Origin of the sequence: Desulfosporosinus acididurans (assembly GCF_001029285.1) — a bacterium.
Taxonomy (GTDB): Bacteria; Bacillota; Desulfitobacteriia; order Desulfitobacteriales; family Desulfitobacteriaceae; genus Desulfosporosinus; species Desulfosporosinus acididurans.
The window spans coordinates 43,102-61,988 of sequence record NZ_LDZY01000018.1 but is presented as its reverse complement, the minus strand read 5'-3'; the positions used below and the strand labels follow the sequence as shown (position 1 = coordinate 61,988).

Sequence of the window (18,887 nt, the reverse complement as noted above, 5' to 3'; positions counted from 1 at the left end):
AGGAGGATAGATAATGACTGAGACAATTTTAGAAAGGTCTGAGGGACGGGTAAGTTATCACGATTCCGTTGAAGAAATGCTGCCGAGAATTCGTGAGGATGGAATGTCCAATGTTTTTGACCGCTGGGCAAAACAGGAAAAAATCCGGTGTAACTTCTGCTTACAGGGACTCAGCTGTCAGCAGTGTTCAAATGGACCATGCCGGATCAGCGAGAAGAGCGGTCAAGACAGCGGTGTTTGCGGAATTGGCGCCGATGCAATGGCTATGCGCAAGTTGCTGCTGCAAAATATCATGGGTGCAGGAACTTACAGCCATCATGCTTATGAAGCCTTTCGCACTCTTCGGGCAACAGGAGAAGGTAAAACTCCGTTTAAAATAACCGATGTCAATAAACTTAAGTGGATGTGTCAGACGCTTGGTATTAATGTTAATCAAGACATTAACCAGTTGGCAATTCAATTAGCAGACCTGCTTAACCATCAGATGAATATTGGCACGGAAGAGCCAAACCTTATGGTTGAAGCCTTTGCACCGAAGAAGAGAAAGCAGGTTTGGAGAGATCTACATATCTATCCGGCGGGAACCGTTCATGAGGAACAGAACTGCGTGGCGAGTTGTCTAACGAATGTTGACGGAGATTATGTGTCTTTAGCACTTAAAGCTTTGAGACTTGGATTATCGACTATTTATAATTCCCAGATCGGGCTGGAAATGGTCCAAGATATCCTGTTTGGTACACCTCAACCTCATGAAGTCAATGTCGATCTGGGGATTATGGATCCTGAGTATGTCAATATCGTCTTTAACGGTCATCAGCCCTGGGCTGGAGCAGCAACCATCCAAAAGGCCAAGCTGCCGGAGATTCAAGCCAAGGCCAAAGCGGCCGGAGCGAAAGGCCTGAGAGTTGTTGGTTCCATCGAAACAGGGCAGGAGCTGCTGCAAAGGTTTCCCGTTGATGATGTTTTTGTGGGACTTATGGGGAATTGGCTTTCAATAGAACCTCTTTTAGCAACGGGGACAGTCGATGTAATGGCCATGGAGGAAAATTGCTCTCCACCGGCCATTGATATGTATGCGGAGAAATATCAGATTACTCTTGTTAGTGTCAGTACCATTATAGGAGTGCCGGGACTGGAACATAAGATTCCTTATCATCCCAATGAAGTTGAAGCTATGGCTGATCAACTGATTAATTTGGGAATTGAAAACTTTAAAAAACGGCATGGAATAATTGTAGCTAAGGTTCCGAAGATTACCCAAAAGGCTATTGCGGGATTTTCTACAGAGGCTGTTCTGGGGGCTTTAGGCAACAAGCTTGATCCGCTGGTTGACGTAATTGCTGCCGGAAAGATTAAAGGAGTTGTGGCCTTAGCAAACTGTTCTACCTTACGAAATGGTCCTCAGGATTGGAATACAGTGAACTTAACCAAGGAACTGATTAAACGGGATATTCTTGTTGTTGCCGGTGGCTGCGGCAATCATGCTTTGGAAGTAGCGGGCCTTTGTAATCTTGAGGCCGTAAAGATCGCCGGTAAAGGGTTAGGGGAAGTATGCAGCTCTTTGCAAATACCGCCTGTCTTGAGTTTCGGAACTTGTACGGATACGGGCAGAATCTCCATGTTGGTGACAGCGTTAGCGGATCATCTTGATGTTGACGTTCCCCAGCTGCCAATTGCCGTAACTGCTCCCGAGTGGATGGAACAAAAGGCTACCATTGATGGGGTTTTTGCTGTGGCCTATGGAACTTACACTCACCTTTCTCCGACGCCTTTTGTTACTGGAGCTCCTCAGCTGGTGAAGCTCTTGACTCAAGATGTCGAGGGATTGACAGGAGGGAAAATTGCTCTTGGCGACGATCCTGTGGAGGTTGCCAATAATATAGAAAATCACATTGTAAATAAACGAAAAGCATTAGGATTAAGTTAGAAAAGAAGTATCAAAAACTCAAACTCAAATTATATTAAAAGCAAACTACCTGTAAAAAGGTAAAGTCAAAAAGATGGCTTGAAGTTGTTTTGTCAAGCCATCTTTTTGACTTTTGAAAGTAACCCTTTGGTTGTGCGAAACATTCCTATTCAATTAGGATTTATTCTTGGACCTAAATCCTTCTGAAATTCGTTTTTCTGTTTTTTGGGCCAAATGCTGTAAGTTATGAAGGCTATTCTCAGAAGTAGGGGCGAGATGCTGATTTTGTATGGTCTCGGGAGCTTGAGGTTTTGCTCCGAGCTTGTGACGCAGAAAAAAATAAGCGCCTGCTGTAATGACTATCAAGCTTAGACCTAAAAAGAAGGAAGCTCTTTGGTCAGGAATCGCAAAAGCGGAGAAGAAAACCCCAATAAAAATTGCGGTAACTATAATATTGCTTACGGGGTATCCAATGACGTGGGTTTTATAGTCTTTTCGGTTTTCAAGAAACTTTGGACGCAGACGCCAATGGGCGAGACTGATTGTTAAAACGTTGACCAGTGAGAGAAGACCACTGGCACCGGTTACCAGCAGGTATATTTTGTTAGGAATAACATAGGAGAGGAAAGCAATACCTACTAGAAAGACGTTTGTAAACAGCAGGGCGCGCCTGGGGACCGCCTTTTTAGTAACTTTATTAAAAAGGTGCGGTGCTTCTCCTTGTTGGGCAAGGGCGTTTAACATACGAGATGTTCCATACATGCTGGCGCTCATTGCCGATAATGTTGCGGTAAGAATGACGAAATTCATAATAGATTGGACGATAGGGATTTTGTAAGGCAACAAAGCGCTGACATAGGGACTGGTACTGGCATTGTAAGTGGTCCACGGGTGGAGCAGGATAAGGAATAAAACAGAAATAACGTAAAAGGTTGTTACTAAAAATGAGGTAATAAGCACCACCTTGGGCACTGTTTTTTCAGGATCGGAGGATTCTGTGATTGCCAATCCAACTACTGAAGTGCCTGAATAGGCATAAAAAACAAGTAAGAGGGAACCTGCGAACCCAGATAAACCATGAACAAAGAAAGGGGTATTAGAGATGTTGTGCCAGCCCGGGGCACCTCCGAAGAGAGGAAAAAAGACAAGAACGATACCTAATATGATAAACCCAATTAGGGCAATTACCTTTACAATCGCCAAACCTGATTCCAATTTACCAAATCCTCGTGGATCTGAAAGATTGACTCCGGTCAGAATGACTGTATAAATAACAATAAAAGCCCAGAGAGGAATTCCCGGAAACCAGAGAGCGCTGAAAATTGCGGCAGCAGTTGCCTCACTGGACATGACAAGAATTCCTGAGATCCAGTATAGCCAACCGATAATAAACCCTACTCCCGGACCAAAAGCTTTGGCCGCATAGGTTTGAAATGAACCTTTCTCCGGGTCGAGTAAGGAGAGTTCAGCTAAAAAAGATAAGTTAAAATACATTAAGATTCCCATGATGGCATAAGCGAGGATAATGGAAGGACCGGAAAGTCTGATTGTTAGACCGACTCCCAGAAACATTCCTGCGCCAATGATACTCCCGATAGCCAACATCGTTAAAGAAAATGCCGACATTTTAGAAGATTTATCTTGTATTGATGTCAAATTTGTTGCTTCCTTTCCTATGTTTGTATTTCTAAAATAGCATTCCCAGCTTTTAGAGATCTATGACGTAATTCACCTTCAAAATTAAAGCCGCTTAAGGAGTCCGCCAAGCCATAAAACGTTTGTCATCATTTACAAATGGTTCCTCTACAATTCGGGTTATAAAAAAGGCACACCTCAAATATTGGAGATCCAACATTTGGAGTGTGCCTTTTTCACTTCTTTTAAGCGGGGGGGGTTCCCATACATCTTCGCTGATAGAGTCCATCCTTCAGCGCGACAGCATACCGCCAAGATCATAGGGCGTTTCTTGGTAGACGTAATAATTCAACCAGTTTTGAAATAGTAAATTTGTATGTGAGCGCCATTTGTGGACAGGAATTTTTGTGGGATCGTCGTTAGGGAAGTAGTTCTTGGGAAGAGCCAGCGGGAGACCTTTGGCAAGATCACGGTCATATTCTTCTTTCAGGGTTAAGGTATCATACTCAGAATGACCGGTGACAAAGACGTGGCGTCGATCCCTGGAAACTACAATGTAAACTCCTGCTTCGATGGACTCAGATAATATTTCTAGTTCGGGATGTTCAGCAAGGTCACTGCGTTTGGTTTCCGTGTGACGAGAGTGGGGAACATAGAATTCGTCATCGAACCCCCTTAAGAGCTGCATACCGTTAAAACCGCTCCTATTGACATCGTGTTTAAAGACACCAAACATTTTCTCCGGCAAAGGGTATTTTGGGATGCCATAATGGTGATACAATCCGGCCTGAGCCCCCCAGCATATGTGAAACGTGGAGGTGACGTGAGTTGTTGTCCAATCCATAATTTCCTGGAGGTCCTTCCAGTAGGTAACCTCTTCGAAGTCCAAGTGTTCTACCGGTGCCCCTGTAATAATCATGCCATCATAGTTATGGTTTTTAATATCGGTGAAGCTTTTATAAAAAGCATTCAAGTGTTCCTGAGAGGTATTTTTGGAATGATGGCTTTCAATTCGCAAAAGAACTATTTCGACTTGCAAGGGAGAATTTCCAAGCAGTCTTAAGAGTTGAGTTTCTGTAGTTTCCTTACGGGGCATAAGATTAAGGATTACAATTTTTAAGGGACGAATATCTTGGTGAAAAGCACGTTCGTATCCCATGACGAAAATATTTTCTTGATTGAGTATTTCCATAGCCGGTAAATGTTCCGGGATTTTAATCGGCATTTAACTAAACCTCCGTTTCAACTGCAAGATAAAGGATTTTTAGTAAAAATTAAAGGTATTTGGAAGCTCTGCAGATTTGTTGTCAGCACTCAGATTGTGATAAACAGGAGGTTTTATCATATGAATTTTGAGTACATATTACTTAATTCTGGCTGGCACTAAGAGCTTGGTCCAGATCATAAAGGAGGTCATCAATAGTCTCTAAGCCGATAGAGAGGCGAATCATATCGGGTGATATTCCGGCAGCGCGCTGGGAGGCCTCATCAAGCTGCTGATGAGTGGTACTTGCCGGGTGAATAACAAGTGATTTGGCATCTCCCACGTTGGCTAGATGTGAAAACAACTGCAGCTTGTTGATGAATTTTCCTCCCTCTCGCAGACCGCCTTTTACGCCAAAGGTAAAGATTGAACCGGCACCTTTGGGCAAGTATTTTTGGGCAAGGGTGTGATAGGGACTGTCAGTCAGGCTGGGATAATTTACCCAAGTGACGAACTGATGCTGGTTTAGGAATTCTGCCACCTTTTGAGCGTTTTCCACATGCCGTTCCATACGAAGGGGAAGGGTTTCTAAACCCTGTAAAAATAGGAAGGAGTTAAAAGGGGATAGAGCAGCTCCTGTATCACGCAGAAGGGATACTCGTGCCTTGGTAATATAAGCGGCTCTGCCGCAGGCTTCGGTATAAACAATTCCATGGTAGCTGGGATCTGGCTCGCTCAGCCCGAGGAATTTGCCGTTATTCCAGTTGAAATTTCCGGAATCAACAATGACTCCTCCAATAGATGTCCCGTGTCCGCCGATAAACTTCGTTGCCGAATGAACGACGATATCAGCGCCATGTTCAATAGGACGGCATAAGTAAGGGGAGGCAAAGGTATTGTCCACGATGAGCGGAAGATTATTTTCGTGAGCGATAGAGGCAAGTTTCGTAATGTCGGCTACATTGATTTGAGGATTGCCAATGGTTTCGGTATAGAGAGCTTTCGTTCGTTCCGTAATTTTAGCCCGAAATTCTTCCGGGTGATCACCGTTTACAAAGTGAGTTTTAATCCCCAGTTTAGCCAAGGTATAGGCAAACAAGGTATACGTACCGCCGTAAAGAGAGCCCGAAGCAACAATTTCATCTCCGGCTTGGGCGATGTTAAGGATGGCATACGTAATAGCCGCTTGTCCGGATGATGTGGCCAAGGCCCCTGCGCCTCCTTCAAGGAGGGCAAGGCGCTGTTCAAAAACATCTTGCGTCGGATTCATGATTCGAGAATAAATATTGCCGGATTCCTTTAAGGCGAAGAGGTTAGCAGCATGTTCTGTGTCATTGAAAACAAAGGAAGAGGTTTGGTAGATGGGAACGGCACGGGAATTAGTTGCTGAATCGGGACTTTGCCCTCCATGTAAAGAAACAGTCTCAAATCCAAATTGACGTTTTTCGGTCATTGCATTTCTCTCCTTTTCTGAATTGGTTTTTCGTGACGGTAATTTTCAAGCACTTTTGAGGATCTTGATTCACTGCCGTTTGAGTTTTTAGGTTATCAGGAGAGGGTAAGTTCAGCGAAGTTATTGATAAATAAAGAAAACGACCACTTCAGAGAAGCGGTCGTTAAGTATTTAACACGCTGCTCTCATCTCTCAGAACCTAGGGTTCTGCTGGAATTAGCACCTTATAGCGTTTTGCTATCGGTTGCCGGGCATCATAGGGCCAGTCCCTCCGCCGCTCTTGATAAGAGATTCAATATTTACTTGGATTGAAGATAATACAGCTAATATATAATAAACTACTTTTTCTGTCAAGATTAAATTAGCTGACGCTGTTCAATTTAGAGGTTTTCCATGGCGACTGACAGCATTAATTTAATCCGATTAAGCTGATTGACTTCACTGGCTCCGGGATCGTAGTCAATGGGTGCAATGTTGGACGCGGGATAAGAGCGGCGGAGTTCACGAACCATACCTTTTCCCGTAATATGGTTTGGCAAGCAGGCAAAGGGCTGCAAACAAACGATATTATTGACTCCGCTGCGAATCAATTCAACCATTTCTCCGGTCAGAAACCAGCCTTCTCCTGATTGATTGGCAAGGGAAAGATGGTTTGAAGCATACTTGGCAATTTCTTCGATAGGTTTGGGAGCTGTAAATCGTTTGCTGGCATTAAGGGCTTTTTTCATCTCTCGTCGAAAGGCTTCTATCCGACCGATAGTGAAATTTCCGGATACCATTCTCCAAAAACTACCGGACAGTTGTTTATATTTGATACGATTATCAAAGGCTCCGTATAAAAGAAAGTCTGCGAGGTCAGGTACAACTGCCTCAGCGCCTTCAGACTCCAGCAGTTCTACAATGTTGTTATTGGCAGTGGGATGGAATTTGACAAGAATTTCACCTACGACGCCAACTTTAGGTTTAACCCAATCCTCATGAATGGGGAGAGTGTCAAAGTCCTGGACAATTTGCCGAATGTTCTTCTCATATTCCTTGGTATTACCTGTTTTTAAAGATTCTTGACAACGCTTCACCCATGATTCGTATAAGTGATTGGCAGAGCCTGGTTTTTGTTCGTAAGGGCGTACTCGATAAAGAACACGCATCAAGAGGTCCCCATAGATCAAGCCCTGCATTACTTTTTTAAAGATCGGGAGCGTTATTTTAAAGCCTGGATTTTGCTCTAAGCTTGATGAATTTCCTGTATTTAATGCCACAACTGGGACGTGTCCCAAATGGGCGTCTGCCAAGGCCTTACGGATAAAAGCAATATAGTTGGTTGCCCGGCATCCTCCGCCGGTTTGAGAAATAATTACCGAGGTGTTGTTTAAATCATACTTGCCGGAATTTAAAGCTTTCATGATTTGTCCAACGACAATAATAGCCGGATAGCAAGCATCATTATGCACGTATTTTAAGCCTTCATCAATGGCTGATTTATCGACGGAAGGTAAAATTTCGATAGTATAGCCTGCCATTTCAAAGCCGGTTTGAAAAAACTGAAAGTGAATGGGGGACATTTGGGGGACTAAGAGAGTATGATTTTTTTTCATTTCCATAGTAAAGATGACGCGAGGAGGTCTTGTGATTAACTTTTCTGGGGTTACCTGACGTTTGTCACGTTCATTGATGGCAGCAATTAAAGAACGTACACGAATTCGGGCAGCCCCTAAATTATTAATTTCGTCAATTTTGATGACGGTATAAATCTTGCCGTAAGCTTCGAGAATTTCTTTGACTTGGTCCGTAGTGACTGCGTCTAACCCGCATCCGAAGGAGTTTAACTGGATCAACTCCAGAGAACTCTGTTGGGCGACATAGCTTGCCGCGGCGTAAAGCCTTGTATGGTATACCCACTGGTCGACAATCCGCAAAGGCCGTTCAACCTGGTTAAGATGACTAATGGAGTCCTCAGATAAGACGGCAAACCCGTAAGATTGAATCATCTCCGGAATTCCATGATTAATTTCAGGATCAAGATGATAAGGCCTTCCCCCCAGAACGATACCCTTTATTTGATGGTCTTTAATATATTGAAGGGCTTCTTCTCCCTTTTGCCGGGAGTCCTGTTTATAATTGTCTAATTCCGCATAGGCTTTTTCCATCGCTTTAAGAATTTCACGGCTTGGAATTCCTTCCGGTGCTAACTCCTCAATTAAACGTTTACCCATTCTGTGTGGATTATCAAGAGGGAAAAACGGGTGATAAAACGTTATCTTCGGGCTTCTCAGGATGTCCATGTTGGCGTTAATGGTTTCCGGATAAGAGGTAACGATAGGACAATTGTAATGATTATTGGATGATGGGTCTTCTTGACGGTTGTAGGGTATGCAAGGATAAAAGATTTTAGTTATCCCTTTTTTCACTAAATCAGCAATATGACCATGGGCAAGTTTAGCCGGATAACATGCCGATTCGGAAGGTATTGTATCCATACCTTTTTCATAAAGCGGTTTTGAGGATCGCCCGGAAAGAATGACTCGATACTTTAATTCGGTAAAGAAAGTAAACCAGAAGGGGTAATCCTCATAAATATTTAAGACTCTGGGAATTCCGATGATACCTCGAACAGCTTTCTCGGGCACTAAGGGGATATAGTTAAATACTCGCTTGTATTTATAGGTGAAGAGGTTCGGGATTTCGGATTTGGTGATGGTTTTGCCTTCACCACGTTCACAGCGATTTCCAGAGAAAAATTCATTGCCGTTGGAAAAACGTCGAATTGTGACTAAGCAGTTATTTCCGCACAGGCCGCATCGCTTCATAGAGGTTTCCGAAGAAAGTTCTTGAAGTTCGTCAAGAGGCAGGAGAGTTGTCTGATAGCTGGTCTCGAAGCGATCTTTGGCAATCAGCGCAGCACCGAAAGCGCCCATAATTCCGGCAATATCAGGTCGTACGACCTCACGATTTACGAGTTGTTCGAGGGCTCTCAGGACCGTATCATTATAGAACGTTCCTCCCTGGACAACGATCTTTTGCCCCAGTTCATCAGCGTTTCGTAAGCGGATGACTTTGAAAAGGGCGTTTTTAATCACAGATATCGCGATACCGGCTGAAATATCGCTGACCTCAGCGCCTTCTTTCTGGACTTGTTTAACCTTGGAGTTCATGAAGACAGTACACCGTGTACCGAGGTCGACCGGATGTTTCGATTCTTGGCCGATCTTAGCAAATTCTTGGACACTCATATTCAGAGATTGGGCAAAAGTCTCCACAAACGAGCCGCATCCTGATGAACAAGCTTCATTTAAAGTGATGGATTCGATAACTCCATTACGGATGACCAAGCTCTTCATATCTTGTCCACCGATATCCAACACGAAATCAACGCCGGGAAGGAAAAAGTTCGCGGCTGTATAATGGGCTACGGTTTCAATTTCTCCAATGTCGACTTTGAGAGCTGCTTTAATGAGATGTTCTCCATAGCCGGTAACAGCTGAATTACGAATTTTAATATTTGGATTTAGTTTTTGATAAAGGGTTTTTAAAGCGTTAGCGGTTGATTCAAGGGGATTCCCTTGATTACTGTCATAGAAGGAATAAAGCAAGCCTCCCTGCTCATCAATCAGGGCTAGTTTCGTTGTTGTTGATCCGGCATCAATGCCCAAGTAAGCATTCCCTTGATAAGTCTCTAAATCTACACGTTTGACTCTATTCTCTGCGTGTCTTTTCTTGAAAGTTTCATACTCCTCAGCATCTTTGAAGAGAGGATTTAACTCCGCATTTTCGTCATTGCTTATTTTATAGATCATCGGTGCTCGTTCATATAAACACTCTTGAGTAAAAGGCTGTTGATTTCGTGAGGAAAGTGCAGCACCGATGGCCACGAAGTATTGAGAGTCATCGGGGAAAATAATACTTTGGTCATCTAAATGCAGGGTTTCAATAAAACGTTTCCTAAGTTCCGAAAGGAAAAACAAAGGACCGCCCAAAAAAGCCACGTTACCCGTAATCGGGCGCCCTTGAGCCAAACCACTAATAGTTTGATTAACAACAGCTTGGAAGACAGAAACGGCAATATCCTCTTTAGCAGCCCCCTCATTAAGCAAGGGTTGAATATCAGTTTTCGCAAATACGCCACAGCGTGAAGCAATGGGATAAATAGTTTTATGATTTTTAGCTAATTCATTTAATCCCAGAGCATCTGTTTGCAGTAATGAGGCCATCTGGTCGATAAAAGCTCCAGTTCCTCCGGCACAGGTTCCGTTCATTCGTTGTTCAAGAGAATCACCAAAATAAGTGACCTTAGCATCTTCACCGCCTAGTTCGATGGCAGCATCAGTCTTGGGAATAACCAGTTTTATGGCGTTAGAGCATGCCATGACTTCCTGAATAAAGGGAACATCTAATGTTTGAGAAATGTTATATCCTCCCGAACCGGTGACCATTAAGGTTAAAGCATGTCCTTGGAGAATCGCTTTGGCATCCTCAAGCATCATAACCACTGTATTGCGAATATTGGAAAAATGCCTTAAATAATTTTTGTAGACTATCGTTCGATTCTTATCGAGCACGACAAGTTTTACTGTCGTAGAACCAACATCTAATCCTATATTTAAAACTCTACTCATTTTCATCCTCCACTTGACGTATTATGCCAAATTATTTCCAAAGGTTGTTATCTTGGGAGGTGGTTACAATGGTTGAGTGCTTCTTCTAAGATGATTTTAACGTGCTCATCATGGATACAATAATGCACGTGTTTGCCCTCTTTATGAGATCGGGCAAGTCCCAAGTTTTTAAGCAAGCGTAAATGGTGAGAAGCCCCTGAGACCGTTAAATCTGTAATCTGGGCAAGATCGCAAACGCAAAGGTTTGGCTCTTGGAGTAAGGCATAAATAATTTTCACCCGCGTTTCATCAGCAAGTGCCTTAAATATAGGAGTTACGCCTTCCATTTGCGCAAGCGAGTGAGACAATTCCTTTGACCGGTGAGGGGGAATGTGACAATCCAGATTGCAGAAGTTTTGGTGGGTGATACGGTTCAAAAGGTATTCCCCCTTATTTAGTTTACTTCATAAACATTATAATGATTGCTTGAATGTTTGTAAATATTTTTTGTTGAACGATATTTTGAAACAAGCAATTATTAGTAGTTTATGGATATCTCCTTATTAGTTTTAATATGCGGATTCTAAGATTATAGGACTCCCTAGTACTACTTTTATGTAAGTTGCGGCAATTTTGATACAAGCTGCTGCCAAACCGCTCACACTTTTACAAGTGGGAGTGGTTCTCATCATCTTTAGTTGAACGAGTCCATTGTCGATATGAAAGAAAAATTGGCAGAGATCTTTGAAAAATTTAAACTATTAAAAGGTGTAGGTCAATTTATGTCGAATAATGTATATAATTTTAGCACGACTGTCGGATAAGATCGGAAACCATTACCCCAAAAAGGCCTTTCCGTTGTGGAGGTATCGAATGGAAACGTTTATGAAAAGTGAATTTCAATATCAGGTTATGACGTCTGCTTTAGCTGAAAAGGTGTCGCTGTTAGAGACTATTTTCGCCGCTGTTCGAGAGGGAGTTTTACTGCAGGACGAAAATGGGATTATTCTTAGTGCAAATCCGGCTGCCGAAGAATTATTGGCAGCAAGCTTAAGTGAATTAAAGTCTGAAGACTATATAAAAAATCCAACAAAATGGACTTGTGAGGATGGGCAGTTTCTAATATGGCGGGAACATGCGCTTAAGACTATCCATAAGTCTTCGGAGCAGACAGGTGAGATTAGAATTCTCCATCGGTTTACTCCATCCCCATGCTGGCTGAGTATTCGCAGTCTTGTGCTGCCCTCAGATTATAAGTCTTCGGTCCGGGTTTTAACGACTCTCAGCGACATTACCCAGATTCAATACACGGAATGCAGAGAAAGAATCCTTTATGGGATTACTAAGCGTGTGTTGGAAGAACAACCGTTAACAGATATTTTACAATACCCTTGCAATGAATTAGTGCATACTTTCGGGTACCCGTTAGCAATCATTGGACTCCAAGGAAAAAAAGGTTCTTTAACTTTAGTGGCACAAGCAGATCTTTCAGAGAGCCATTCTGCTAAAATACAAATGCTATGGAATAATAACCGTAAAGAATCTTGCGGATTTGAAAAAGCAATACGAACCGGTAAACCTCAGATCCATGATGTTTGGCAAAATGCACTGGATTATCCCTGGTGGCCAATCTACTCAGAACTTTCCATTCGGTCGGAAGGGGCCTTTCCTTTAACAACAAAAGGAAAAACCATAGGTGCTTTGGTTTTGTATGCCTCAAGCGAAGACTATTTTAACCCTTCCAGGGTTAATCTTGTTCAATCCCTTGCAGATCAGCTGGCATTAGTACTCTGGACGTCAGAAAACCAGGGTCAACTTCAACTACAAAATAAGGCTCTTGTTGCTGCTGCAAGTTCTATTATTATCACTAATCGAGCGGGAGAAATACTTTGGACCAATCCCGCTTTTGCCAGATTATCCGGGTACTCCCTGAAAGACATTCTAGGAAAGACTATGAGCTTTATTTCTTCCGGACATCAGGATAAGATTTTCTATCAAAATTTATGGCGAACCATTCTCGAGGGTAAAACTTGGCATGGAGAGTTAATTAATCGTCGAGCTGATGGATTTTGTTATAACGAAGAAATGACCATAACGCCTGTCATCGGTAACGCCAGAGAAATAACTCATTTTATCGTGGTAAAGCAAGACATCAGTGATCGTTTATCCATTCAAAATGCTCTGCTGCGTCAAGAAGAATTGTATCGTGATATGTTTGAAACGATGAGCAGTGCGGTACTAGTTTTTAAGCCTATTAACCAAGGTGAAGATTTTCTGTGCACAGCTCTTAACCAGGCGGCGGAAAAAATCGAAAATATAACCAGGCAGCAAGGGATTGGCGCACGCCTTGATGAAGTCCTTCCGATGGCCAAAGAATTAGGTGTCTGGGATCTCGTTCTTCAAGTATATCGGACCGGAGAGAAGAGGAATTTTCCTGCTGTTTATTACCAAAACCAACGATGCTCAGGGTGGAGCGAAGGGGTTATTTATAGACTAGCAACAGGTGACATTGTCTTTCTGTATGATGATGTGACCCAGCGTATTCTTAATGAAAAGGCACTTTGGCAGGAAAAGGAGCGTGCCCAAGTAACACTGGCTTCCATCGGAGATGGTGTGATTACCACAGATGTGGGAGGAAAAATCACCTATCTCAATCCCGTCGCAGAAAAGTTGACAGGCTGGGCTGATAAGGATGCTGTTGGTTTATACATCGAGCAGGTATTTGATGTTTATCATGGGAATACGGAACTGCCCTTGGTTCAGCCTCTATATCAATGTCTGCGGGAACGTAAAGCGGTCACGTTGTCAAATACCTCCATTTTGAAACATCGACTTGGTCGCCAGGCCTTTCATATTAAAATATCAGTGACGCCCATGCGTGATCGGGAGGAAACAATGATTGGAGCCGTCTTAGTCTTTCACGACGTCACTGAGAAAAGAGCCCTGCTTCATCGTATATCTCATCAGAAAAATCATGATGCCTTAACGGATTTGCCTAATCGTTTATTGTTAAAAGATCGCCTGTACTTGGCTATCTTACAGGCCCGCCGTCGCCAAGAACAAGTTGCTGTCTTCTTTCTGGATATGGATGACTTTAAACTTGTTAACGATACCTTTGGACACGCGCAAGGTGATGCCTTACTTTGTCAGGTCGCTGAGCGCTTTAAAAATGCCTTGCGGCCTGATGATACAGTTGCCAGACAAGGCGGAGACGAATTTATCATTTTATTACCCGAGCTCTCTTCAGAACAGCAAGCCGCCCAGATTGCTCGGAAATTGTTGAAGGTACTAAATGCTCCATTTCAGATTGGCGATCAAGAGACTTACATTACAGCGAGTTTAGGTATAGCTCTTTATCCTGTTGACGGAGAAGATCCGGAAGTACTGATCCAACACGCCGATATGGCGATGTATCATGTTAAAGCTGAAGGTCGCAATCACTATCATTTTTATACTGAAGCTCTTAACCAGCGTTTGTCGGAACGATTAAAACTGCAAAATGAAATACGTCGTGCTTTGCAAAAAGGGGAATTTATTCTGGAATATCAGCCTCAATTTAATCTGAAAGATGAGCAGATTTGTGGTTTTGAAGCGTTAGTGCGTTGGCAGCATCCTGAAAGAGGCCTTCTGCCTCCAAGCAAGTTTATTGCAATCGCCGAAGAAAGCGGCCTTATCTTGCCCTTAGGAGAATGGGTTTTACGGTCTGCCTGCGAACAAAATAAATATTGGCAGGATTTAGGTTATCCCCCTGTGAGCATGGCAGTGAATCTTTCTGCGCGTCAATTCCGTCAGAAGGACCTTGTTGAGAAGATCTCCCAGATCATTAAGGAAACCGGCTTGGAAGCCCAATGGTTAGAACTGGAGATTACTGAAACTTTGAGTATGGAAGACGTGGCCTTAAGTTCGGAGATCCTTTGGAAAATGAAAGCTATGGGTATACGACTTTCTATCGATGATTTTGGAACTGGATTTTCATCTTTAAGTTATTTAAGTCGTTTTTCTCTGGATGCTCTGAAAATTGACCGCTCCTTTATTTTTTCTCTAATGGAACATCCTGACAGGCAAGCCATCGTTCTGACAATAATACAATTAGCTAAGAATTTGGGACTCAAGGTCATCGCCGAAGGAGTAGAACGTACTGATCAGTTGGATTTTCTGCGTAGGAAAGACTGTGACGAGGTTCAGGGATATTTACTGGCTAAACCTGTTTCGGCGGAAGAGGCTGAACGCTTCTTTAATCTTGATTTAAAAGAATTAGTGAACTCGGAGGACTCTACCTCACCTGAAGTTAACGAAGGACCCACCCCCAATTAAGAAGCGGGGGTCTTAAAAACTGGACAAATCATAAGACTCTCTCTTCTCCAAGTGGGAGTGGTTCAGGATACCTTGTTATAGAAGTGTTATTCCAGGGATAACTGCAGGGGTATACACTCTTTGCGAAAGCTCGTTGTCAATCATAAAAAGCCCTGCCCCGTCTTCTTTGATAAGTTTCAATTTTTTTAAAACACGCCCCATGTTTTCCTCTTCTTCGGTTTGTTCTGTAATATACCATTGAAGAAAGATTTCGGTAGTATGATCTTTATTTTCTCGTGCAATGTCCATGAGGGAATAGATTGATTGGGTCACGAATTGTTCATGACTTAAAGCGACCTCAAATACTTCTTGGGAGCTGGAAAAATCGTTTTGGGGTTTTGCAATTTCAATTAGTGTGACCTTCCCGCCAATCTTATTGAGATAATTGAAGAAGCCTAAAGCATGATCGCGTTCTTCTTGAACTTGAACACGAAAGTAATTAGCAAAACCGTCAAGATTCTGGGATGAAAAATATGCTTGCATGGCAAGATATAAGTAACCGGAAAAAAGTTCTTTGTTCAGTTGGCCATTTATGGCATGAATCATGTTTTCCTTCTGCATGTGAGTAACCACCCTTTCTGTTATTAGATAACTTCTTCTTTTAGAATTTTTCTACATATAAGCAATAAATCCTGCATATAAATTATGTGCGTTATAATTCTCCTTACTATTTGTGGTCAACGACAGAGGTGGAATGGAGGTTATTATGTTTAATAAAATATTAGTGCCCACGGACGCTTCTGAGTATTCTCGCCGTGCCTTTAAAATGGCTTTGGACCTTGCTCGGACTTTCCACTCTGAGATTGAGCTGCTTTTTGTAACCTATGTTCCTGAAGCATATTGGGGATACAGTATCGCAGCCAATTTAATTATTCCGCCGGAACAACTAGAAGAGGGAGGAGAGTTAGTTTTAGATACTACCCTCGAAGGAATGGATGTTGATGGCGTAAAAATTACCAGGAAAAAAATTGAGGGGCATCCTGCTGCTCGGATATCTTCTGAAACAGAACGTGAAGAAATCGATTTGGTAGTTATGGGCAGTCATGGCTATGGTCCTCTAGCGGGTTCAATGCTGGGAAGTGTCAGTCAAGGTGTCTTGCAGCGAGTTAAGTGTCCGGTTCTTATTGTTAAATAGACGGACACCATAAAAAGGGTGGATTATCGTTATTCCACCCTTTTTAGATAGTTAAACACTAATTAAAAGGGAAATCCGAGGCGGCGAATGACTGCAAATCCAGCTTTTTTGGCGAGGGGTATAACTAGTCTGCGCACAAAGGGAGAACCTAGACGCTGAGCGAGTGGTATACCAACATTTTTGGCCAAAGGCGGACCGAAGTTTTGGAGAAGAGGTAATCCGATCTTGCGAGCCAGAGGCGGGCCATATTGTTTCATAAGAGAGGGACCATATTGTTTCAGGAGAATTCCTGCTTGTTGCTGCCAAAGGTCTGATGTTTTAGAGACAGAAGATGAAGGCTGTTCTTCGACTCGGTGAGAGTTTTGCTGTAACGATGGGAAAGGTTTGACATTCTCTTGTTTTGCGGATACTTCAGATTTAATGAGAGATGAGGCAGCGGGTTTGGGAGCAGTTCCCTGGAAGGGAATTTGTCCCGGCCGTTGTTGCTTGCTTGAAGTAAAGGTTTGTGTCTGAATAGGAGAGGGAAATGAAGCCATGGGCAAAACCCCCTTTAAAATCTGCGGATGTTTTTTTATAATACACTATATGAAATATATGGAAAAACGTTTAACATTTGGATGGCGGTTAACGATTTAATTTAATGAATGGCAAAGAGCAAGGAGTCAGGACGTTTTGTCCGGATTCCTTGCTCTTCTTAGGTATAATATGTTTGATATAGGATTTAACAGGTTATTCGGCCAGAGCAATTGCTTCAATCTCCAAGATTGCGTCCTTGGGCAAGCGGGCAACTTGCACAGCGGATCGTGCGGGAGGATTCTCTGGGAAATAGGCAGCATAGGCAGCGTTCATAGCGGCAAAGTCATTCATATCTCTGAGGAAAACAACAGTTTTTACAACCTTATTCAGTGAAGAACCTGAGGATTCTAAGATAGCCTTAACATTATCTAAAGATTGTTTGGTTGCTCCTTCAATATCCGCCACTAATTCTCCTGTTTGAGGATTGATAGGGAGCTGGCCGGAAGTAAAAATAAGGTTGCCGGCTTTGATTCCTTGGGAATAAGGGCCAATAGCCGCAGGTGCATTTGGTGTATTAAGAGTTTGTTTGCTCATAATATTACCTCCTTTTAAAATGAATATTTGGCAAAGGGAAAACACTAACATTAAGTATACTTGATTTATAAGGAATTAACCAACCAAGAAATTGGTACCGGCTGATAGCAGAGATATTAATAATAGCGGAGAATCAGGTATCCGGCCGAAATGAAGATGCTGATCAACATCATGGGGAAACCAACTTTTAAGAATTGGATATAACGAATTTTAAGGCCATTCTTTTCAGCAATTCCAGCCACGATTAGATTAGCGGAAGCTCCCACTAAGGTTCCGTTTCCTCCGAGACAAGCACCTAAAGCTAAAGCCCACCACAAGGGCTGGGTTTGAGCTGGTGTGAGATGACTAAGCAGGGCTAATTTTTGGATTAAAGGGATCATGGTCGCCACGTAGGGTATATTATCAAGAAATGAAGAGAGGATCGCTGATATAAATAGGATTAAAAGGACTGTTAAGAGAGGCTGCCCTCCTGTCAAACTGATACTCCACTGTGCCAGGCGATCAAGGACTCCGGTTTCGACAAGCCCTCCAACAAGTACAAATAATCCGGCAAAGAAAAAGAGCGTTGGCCATTCCACAGTTAAGAAGATATCTTCAGGTTCTTCACGGGTCCAGAGCATTAGGAGCATAGCTCCGCTTAAGGCAATGGTTGCGGTCTCTAAATGAAGAAGGGAATGAAAAGAAAAGGCTGAAATAACGAGAGCTAAAACGACTAAACATTTTTTGAGGAGGGCAAAGTCTTTAATCTCATTCCACTCGTTTTGCAGCATTAATTTGCTTTTTAAGGCTTCTTCGGTAATTAATTTTTGACGATAAATAAAGTAAAAAAGGAACAAAATTACAACAATAATAATGAGTATCACCGGTGCAAGATTAAGGATAAAATCCATAAAACTGAGGCCCGTTTGCCCGGCTATCATAATGTTTGGCGGATCTCCGATCAGAGTAGCGGTACCGCCGATATTACTCATAAGAATTTGACAAAAGAGAAAGGGAATTGGATCAACCTCCAACTCATCAGCAATTGATAAGGTTATGGGTACTATCAACAAGACTGTTGTGACGTTATCTAAAAAAGCTGATAAGATACCGGTAAGGAGTGACAGGGAAATCAGGAGCAGGGCCGGATTTCCTTTTACTTTTTTGCTGACCCAGATAGCTAAAAAGGAAAATACTCCTGACCTGCGGGTAAGATCTACGATGAGCATCATACCAATTAATAATCCCAGAGTATTCCAATCAACGTGTTCAACTGCTTTTTCTTGAGTGACAATCCCCAAGATAATCATTAGTGCAGCTCCGGAAACGGCGATAACTGATCGCGGAAATTTCTCCATAATAATAAATAAATAGCTGAGTAGAAAAATACCTGTAGCAATCCAAATAAGCATTAACACACCTCCGGTAACTAATTTAAATATTTGCTTAAGATAGCGATTGTACATAATTCGACTAAAGCTGAACGTCGATACTTCGATGACGAAAGTGTCTTGTGGACA

Annotated in this window: 12 protein-coding genes and 1 riboswitch; of the genes, 3 read left to right on the top strand and 9 right to left on the bottom strand. The window is 42.6% G+C overall.

All coding sequences use genetic code 11. The annotated features are described in order from the left end of the window. Window positions 1-13 precede the first annotated feature (13 nt). Entirely contained in the window at window positions 14-1,927 is a 1,914-nt protein-coding gene (gene cooS, locus DEAC_RS19865) for an anaerobic carbon-monoxide dehydrogenase catalytic subunit (RefSeq protein WP_047811826.1), read from the top strand. A gap of 153 nt (window positions 1,928-2,080) precedes the next feature. Here cooS and DEAC_RS19860 read toward each other — a convergent pair whose 3' ends face one another. The 5 genes from DEAC_RS19860 to DEAC_RS19840 all read right to left on the bottom strand — a co-directional run bounded on the left by DEAC_RS19860 (window position 2,081) and on the right by DEAC_RS19840 (window position 11,227). Beyond that, complete coding sequence (locus DEAC_RS19860) at window positions 2,081-3,562, bottom strand: amino acid permease (RefSeq protein WP_053006537.1); 1,482 nt, start codon at window positions 3,560-3,562, stop codon at window positions 2,081-2,083. 271 nt (window positions 3,563-3,833) lie between these two features. Further along, window positions 3,834-4,766 carry a homoserine O-acetyltransferase MetA gene (gene metA / locus DEAC_RS19855; RefSeq protein ID WP_047811825.1) on the bottom strand — a complete coding sequence of 311 codons (933 nt, stop codon included), beginning with the start codon at window positions 4,764-4,766 and terminating at the stop codon, window positions 3,834-3,836. Between the two features lie 142 nt (window positions 4,767-4,908). Next, window positions 4,909-6,198 carry a homocysteine synthase gene (locus DEAC_RS19850; protein WP_047811824.1) on the bottom strand — a complete coding sequence of 430 codons (1,290 nt, stop codon included), beginning with the start codon at window positions 6,196-6,198 and terminating at the stop codon, window positions 4,909-4,911. 182 nt (window positions 6,199-6,380) lie between these two features. Then, window positions 6,381-6,488: riboswitch (SAM riboswitch) on the bottom strand. Window positions 6,489-6,578: 90 nt separating this feature from the next. Continuing rightward, window positions 6,579-10,811: a 2-hydroxyacyl-CoA dehydratase gene (locus DEAC_RS19845; protein ID WP_047811823.1), complete on the bottom strand. Its 4,233-nt coding sequence runs from the start codon at window positions 10,809-10,811 to the stop codon at window positions 6,579-6,581. A gap of 47 nt (window positions 10,812-10,858) precedes the next feature. Next, window positions 10,859-11,227: an ArsR/SmtB family transcription factor gene (locus DEAC_RS19840; protein ID WP_053006536.1), complete on the bottom strand. Its 369-nt coding sequence runs from the start codon at window positions 11,225-11,227 to the stop codon at window positions 10,859-10,861. 436 nt (window positions 11,228-11,663) lie between these two features. Here DEAC_RS19840 and DEAC_RS19835 point away from each other — a divergent pair, with 436 nt between their 5' ends. Next, a complete protein-coding gene (locus DEAC_RS19835) occupies window positions 11,664-15,104 on the top strand; it encodes a bifunctional diguanylate cyclase/phosphodiesterase (RefSeq protein ID WP_161796484.1) in 3,441 nt (1,146 codons plus the stop codon). A gap of 75 nt (window positions 15,105-15,179) precedes the next feature. On the opposite strand, the gene DEAC_RS19830 is transcribed toward DEAC_RS19835, so the two are convergent. Then, a complete protein-coding gene (locus DEAC_RS19830; RefSeq protein ID WP_047811822.1) occupies window positions 15,180-15,704 on the bottom strand; it encodes a ferritin in 525 nt (174 codons plus the stop codon). A 145-nt stretch (window positions 15,705-15,849) separates the two neighbouring features. On the opposite strand from DEAC_RS19830, the gene DEAC_RS19825 reads away from it, so the two are divergent. After that, entirely contained in the window at window positions 15,850-16,278 is a 429-nt protein-coding gene (locus DEAC_RS19825) for a universal stress protein (protein ID WP_047811821.1), read from the top strand. Between the two features lie 62 nt (window positions 16,279-16,340). Here the strand turns inward: DEAC_RS19825 and DEAC_RS19820 are convergent, their stop codons facing one another. The 3 genes from DEAC_RS19820 to DEAC_RS19810 form a co-directional block, all read right to left on the bottom strand. Continuing rightward, window positions 16,341-16,814, bottom strand: coding sequence for a hypothetical protein (locus tag DEAC_RS19820; RefSeq protein ID WP_047811820.1), 474 nt, complete (start codon window positions 16,812-16,814; stop codon window positions 16,341-16,343). Between the two features lie 193 nt (window positions 16,815-17,007). Next, the gene (locus tag DEAC_RS19815; RefSeq protein WP_047811819.1) at window positions 17,008-17,388 is read right to left on the bottom strand and encodes a Rid family detoxifying hydrolase; all 381 of its coding nucleotides are present in this window, start codon (window positions 17,386-17,388) and stop codon (window positions 17,008-17,010) included. 116 nt (window positions 17,389-17,504) lie between these two features. Next, window positions 17,505-18,779 carry an ArsB/NhaD family transporter gene (locus DEAC_RS19810; protein ID WP_047811818.1) on the bottom strand — a complete coding sequence of 425 codons (1,275 nt, stop codon included), beginning with the start codon at window positions 18,777-18,779 and terminating at the stop codon, window positions 17,505-17,507. Window positions 18,780-18,887: the final 108 nt, after the last annotated feature.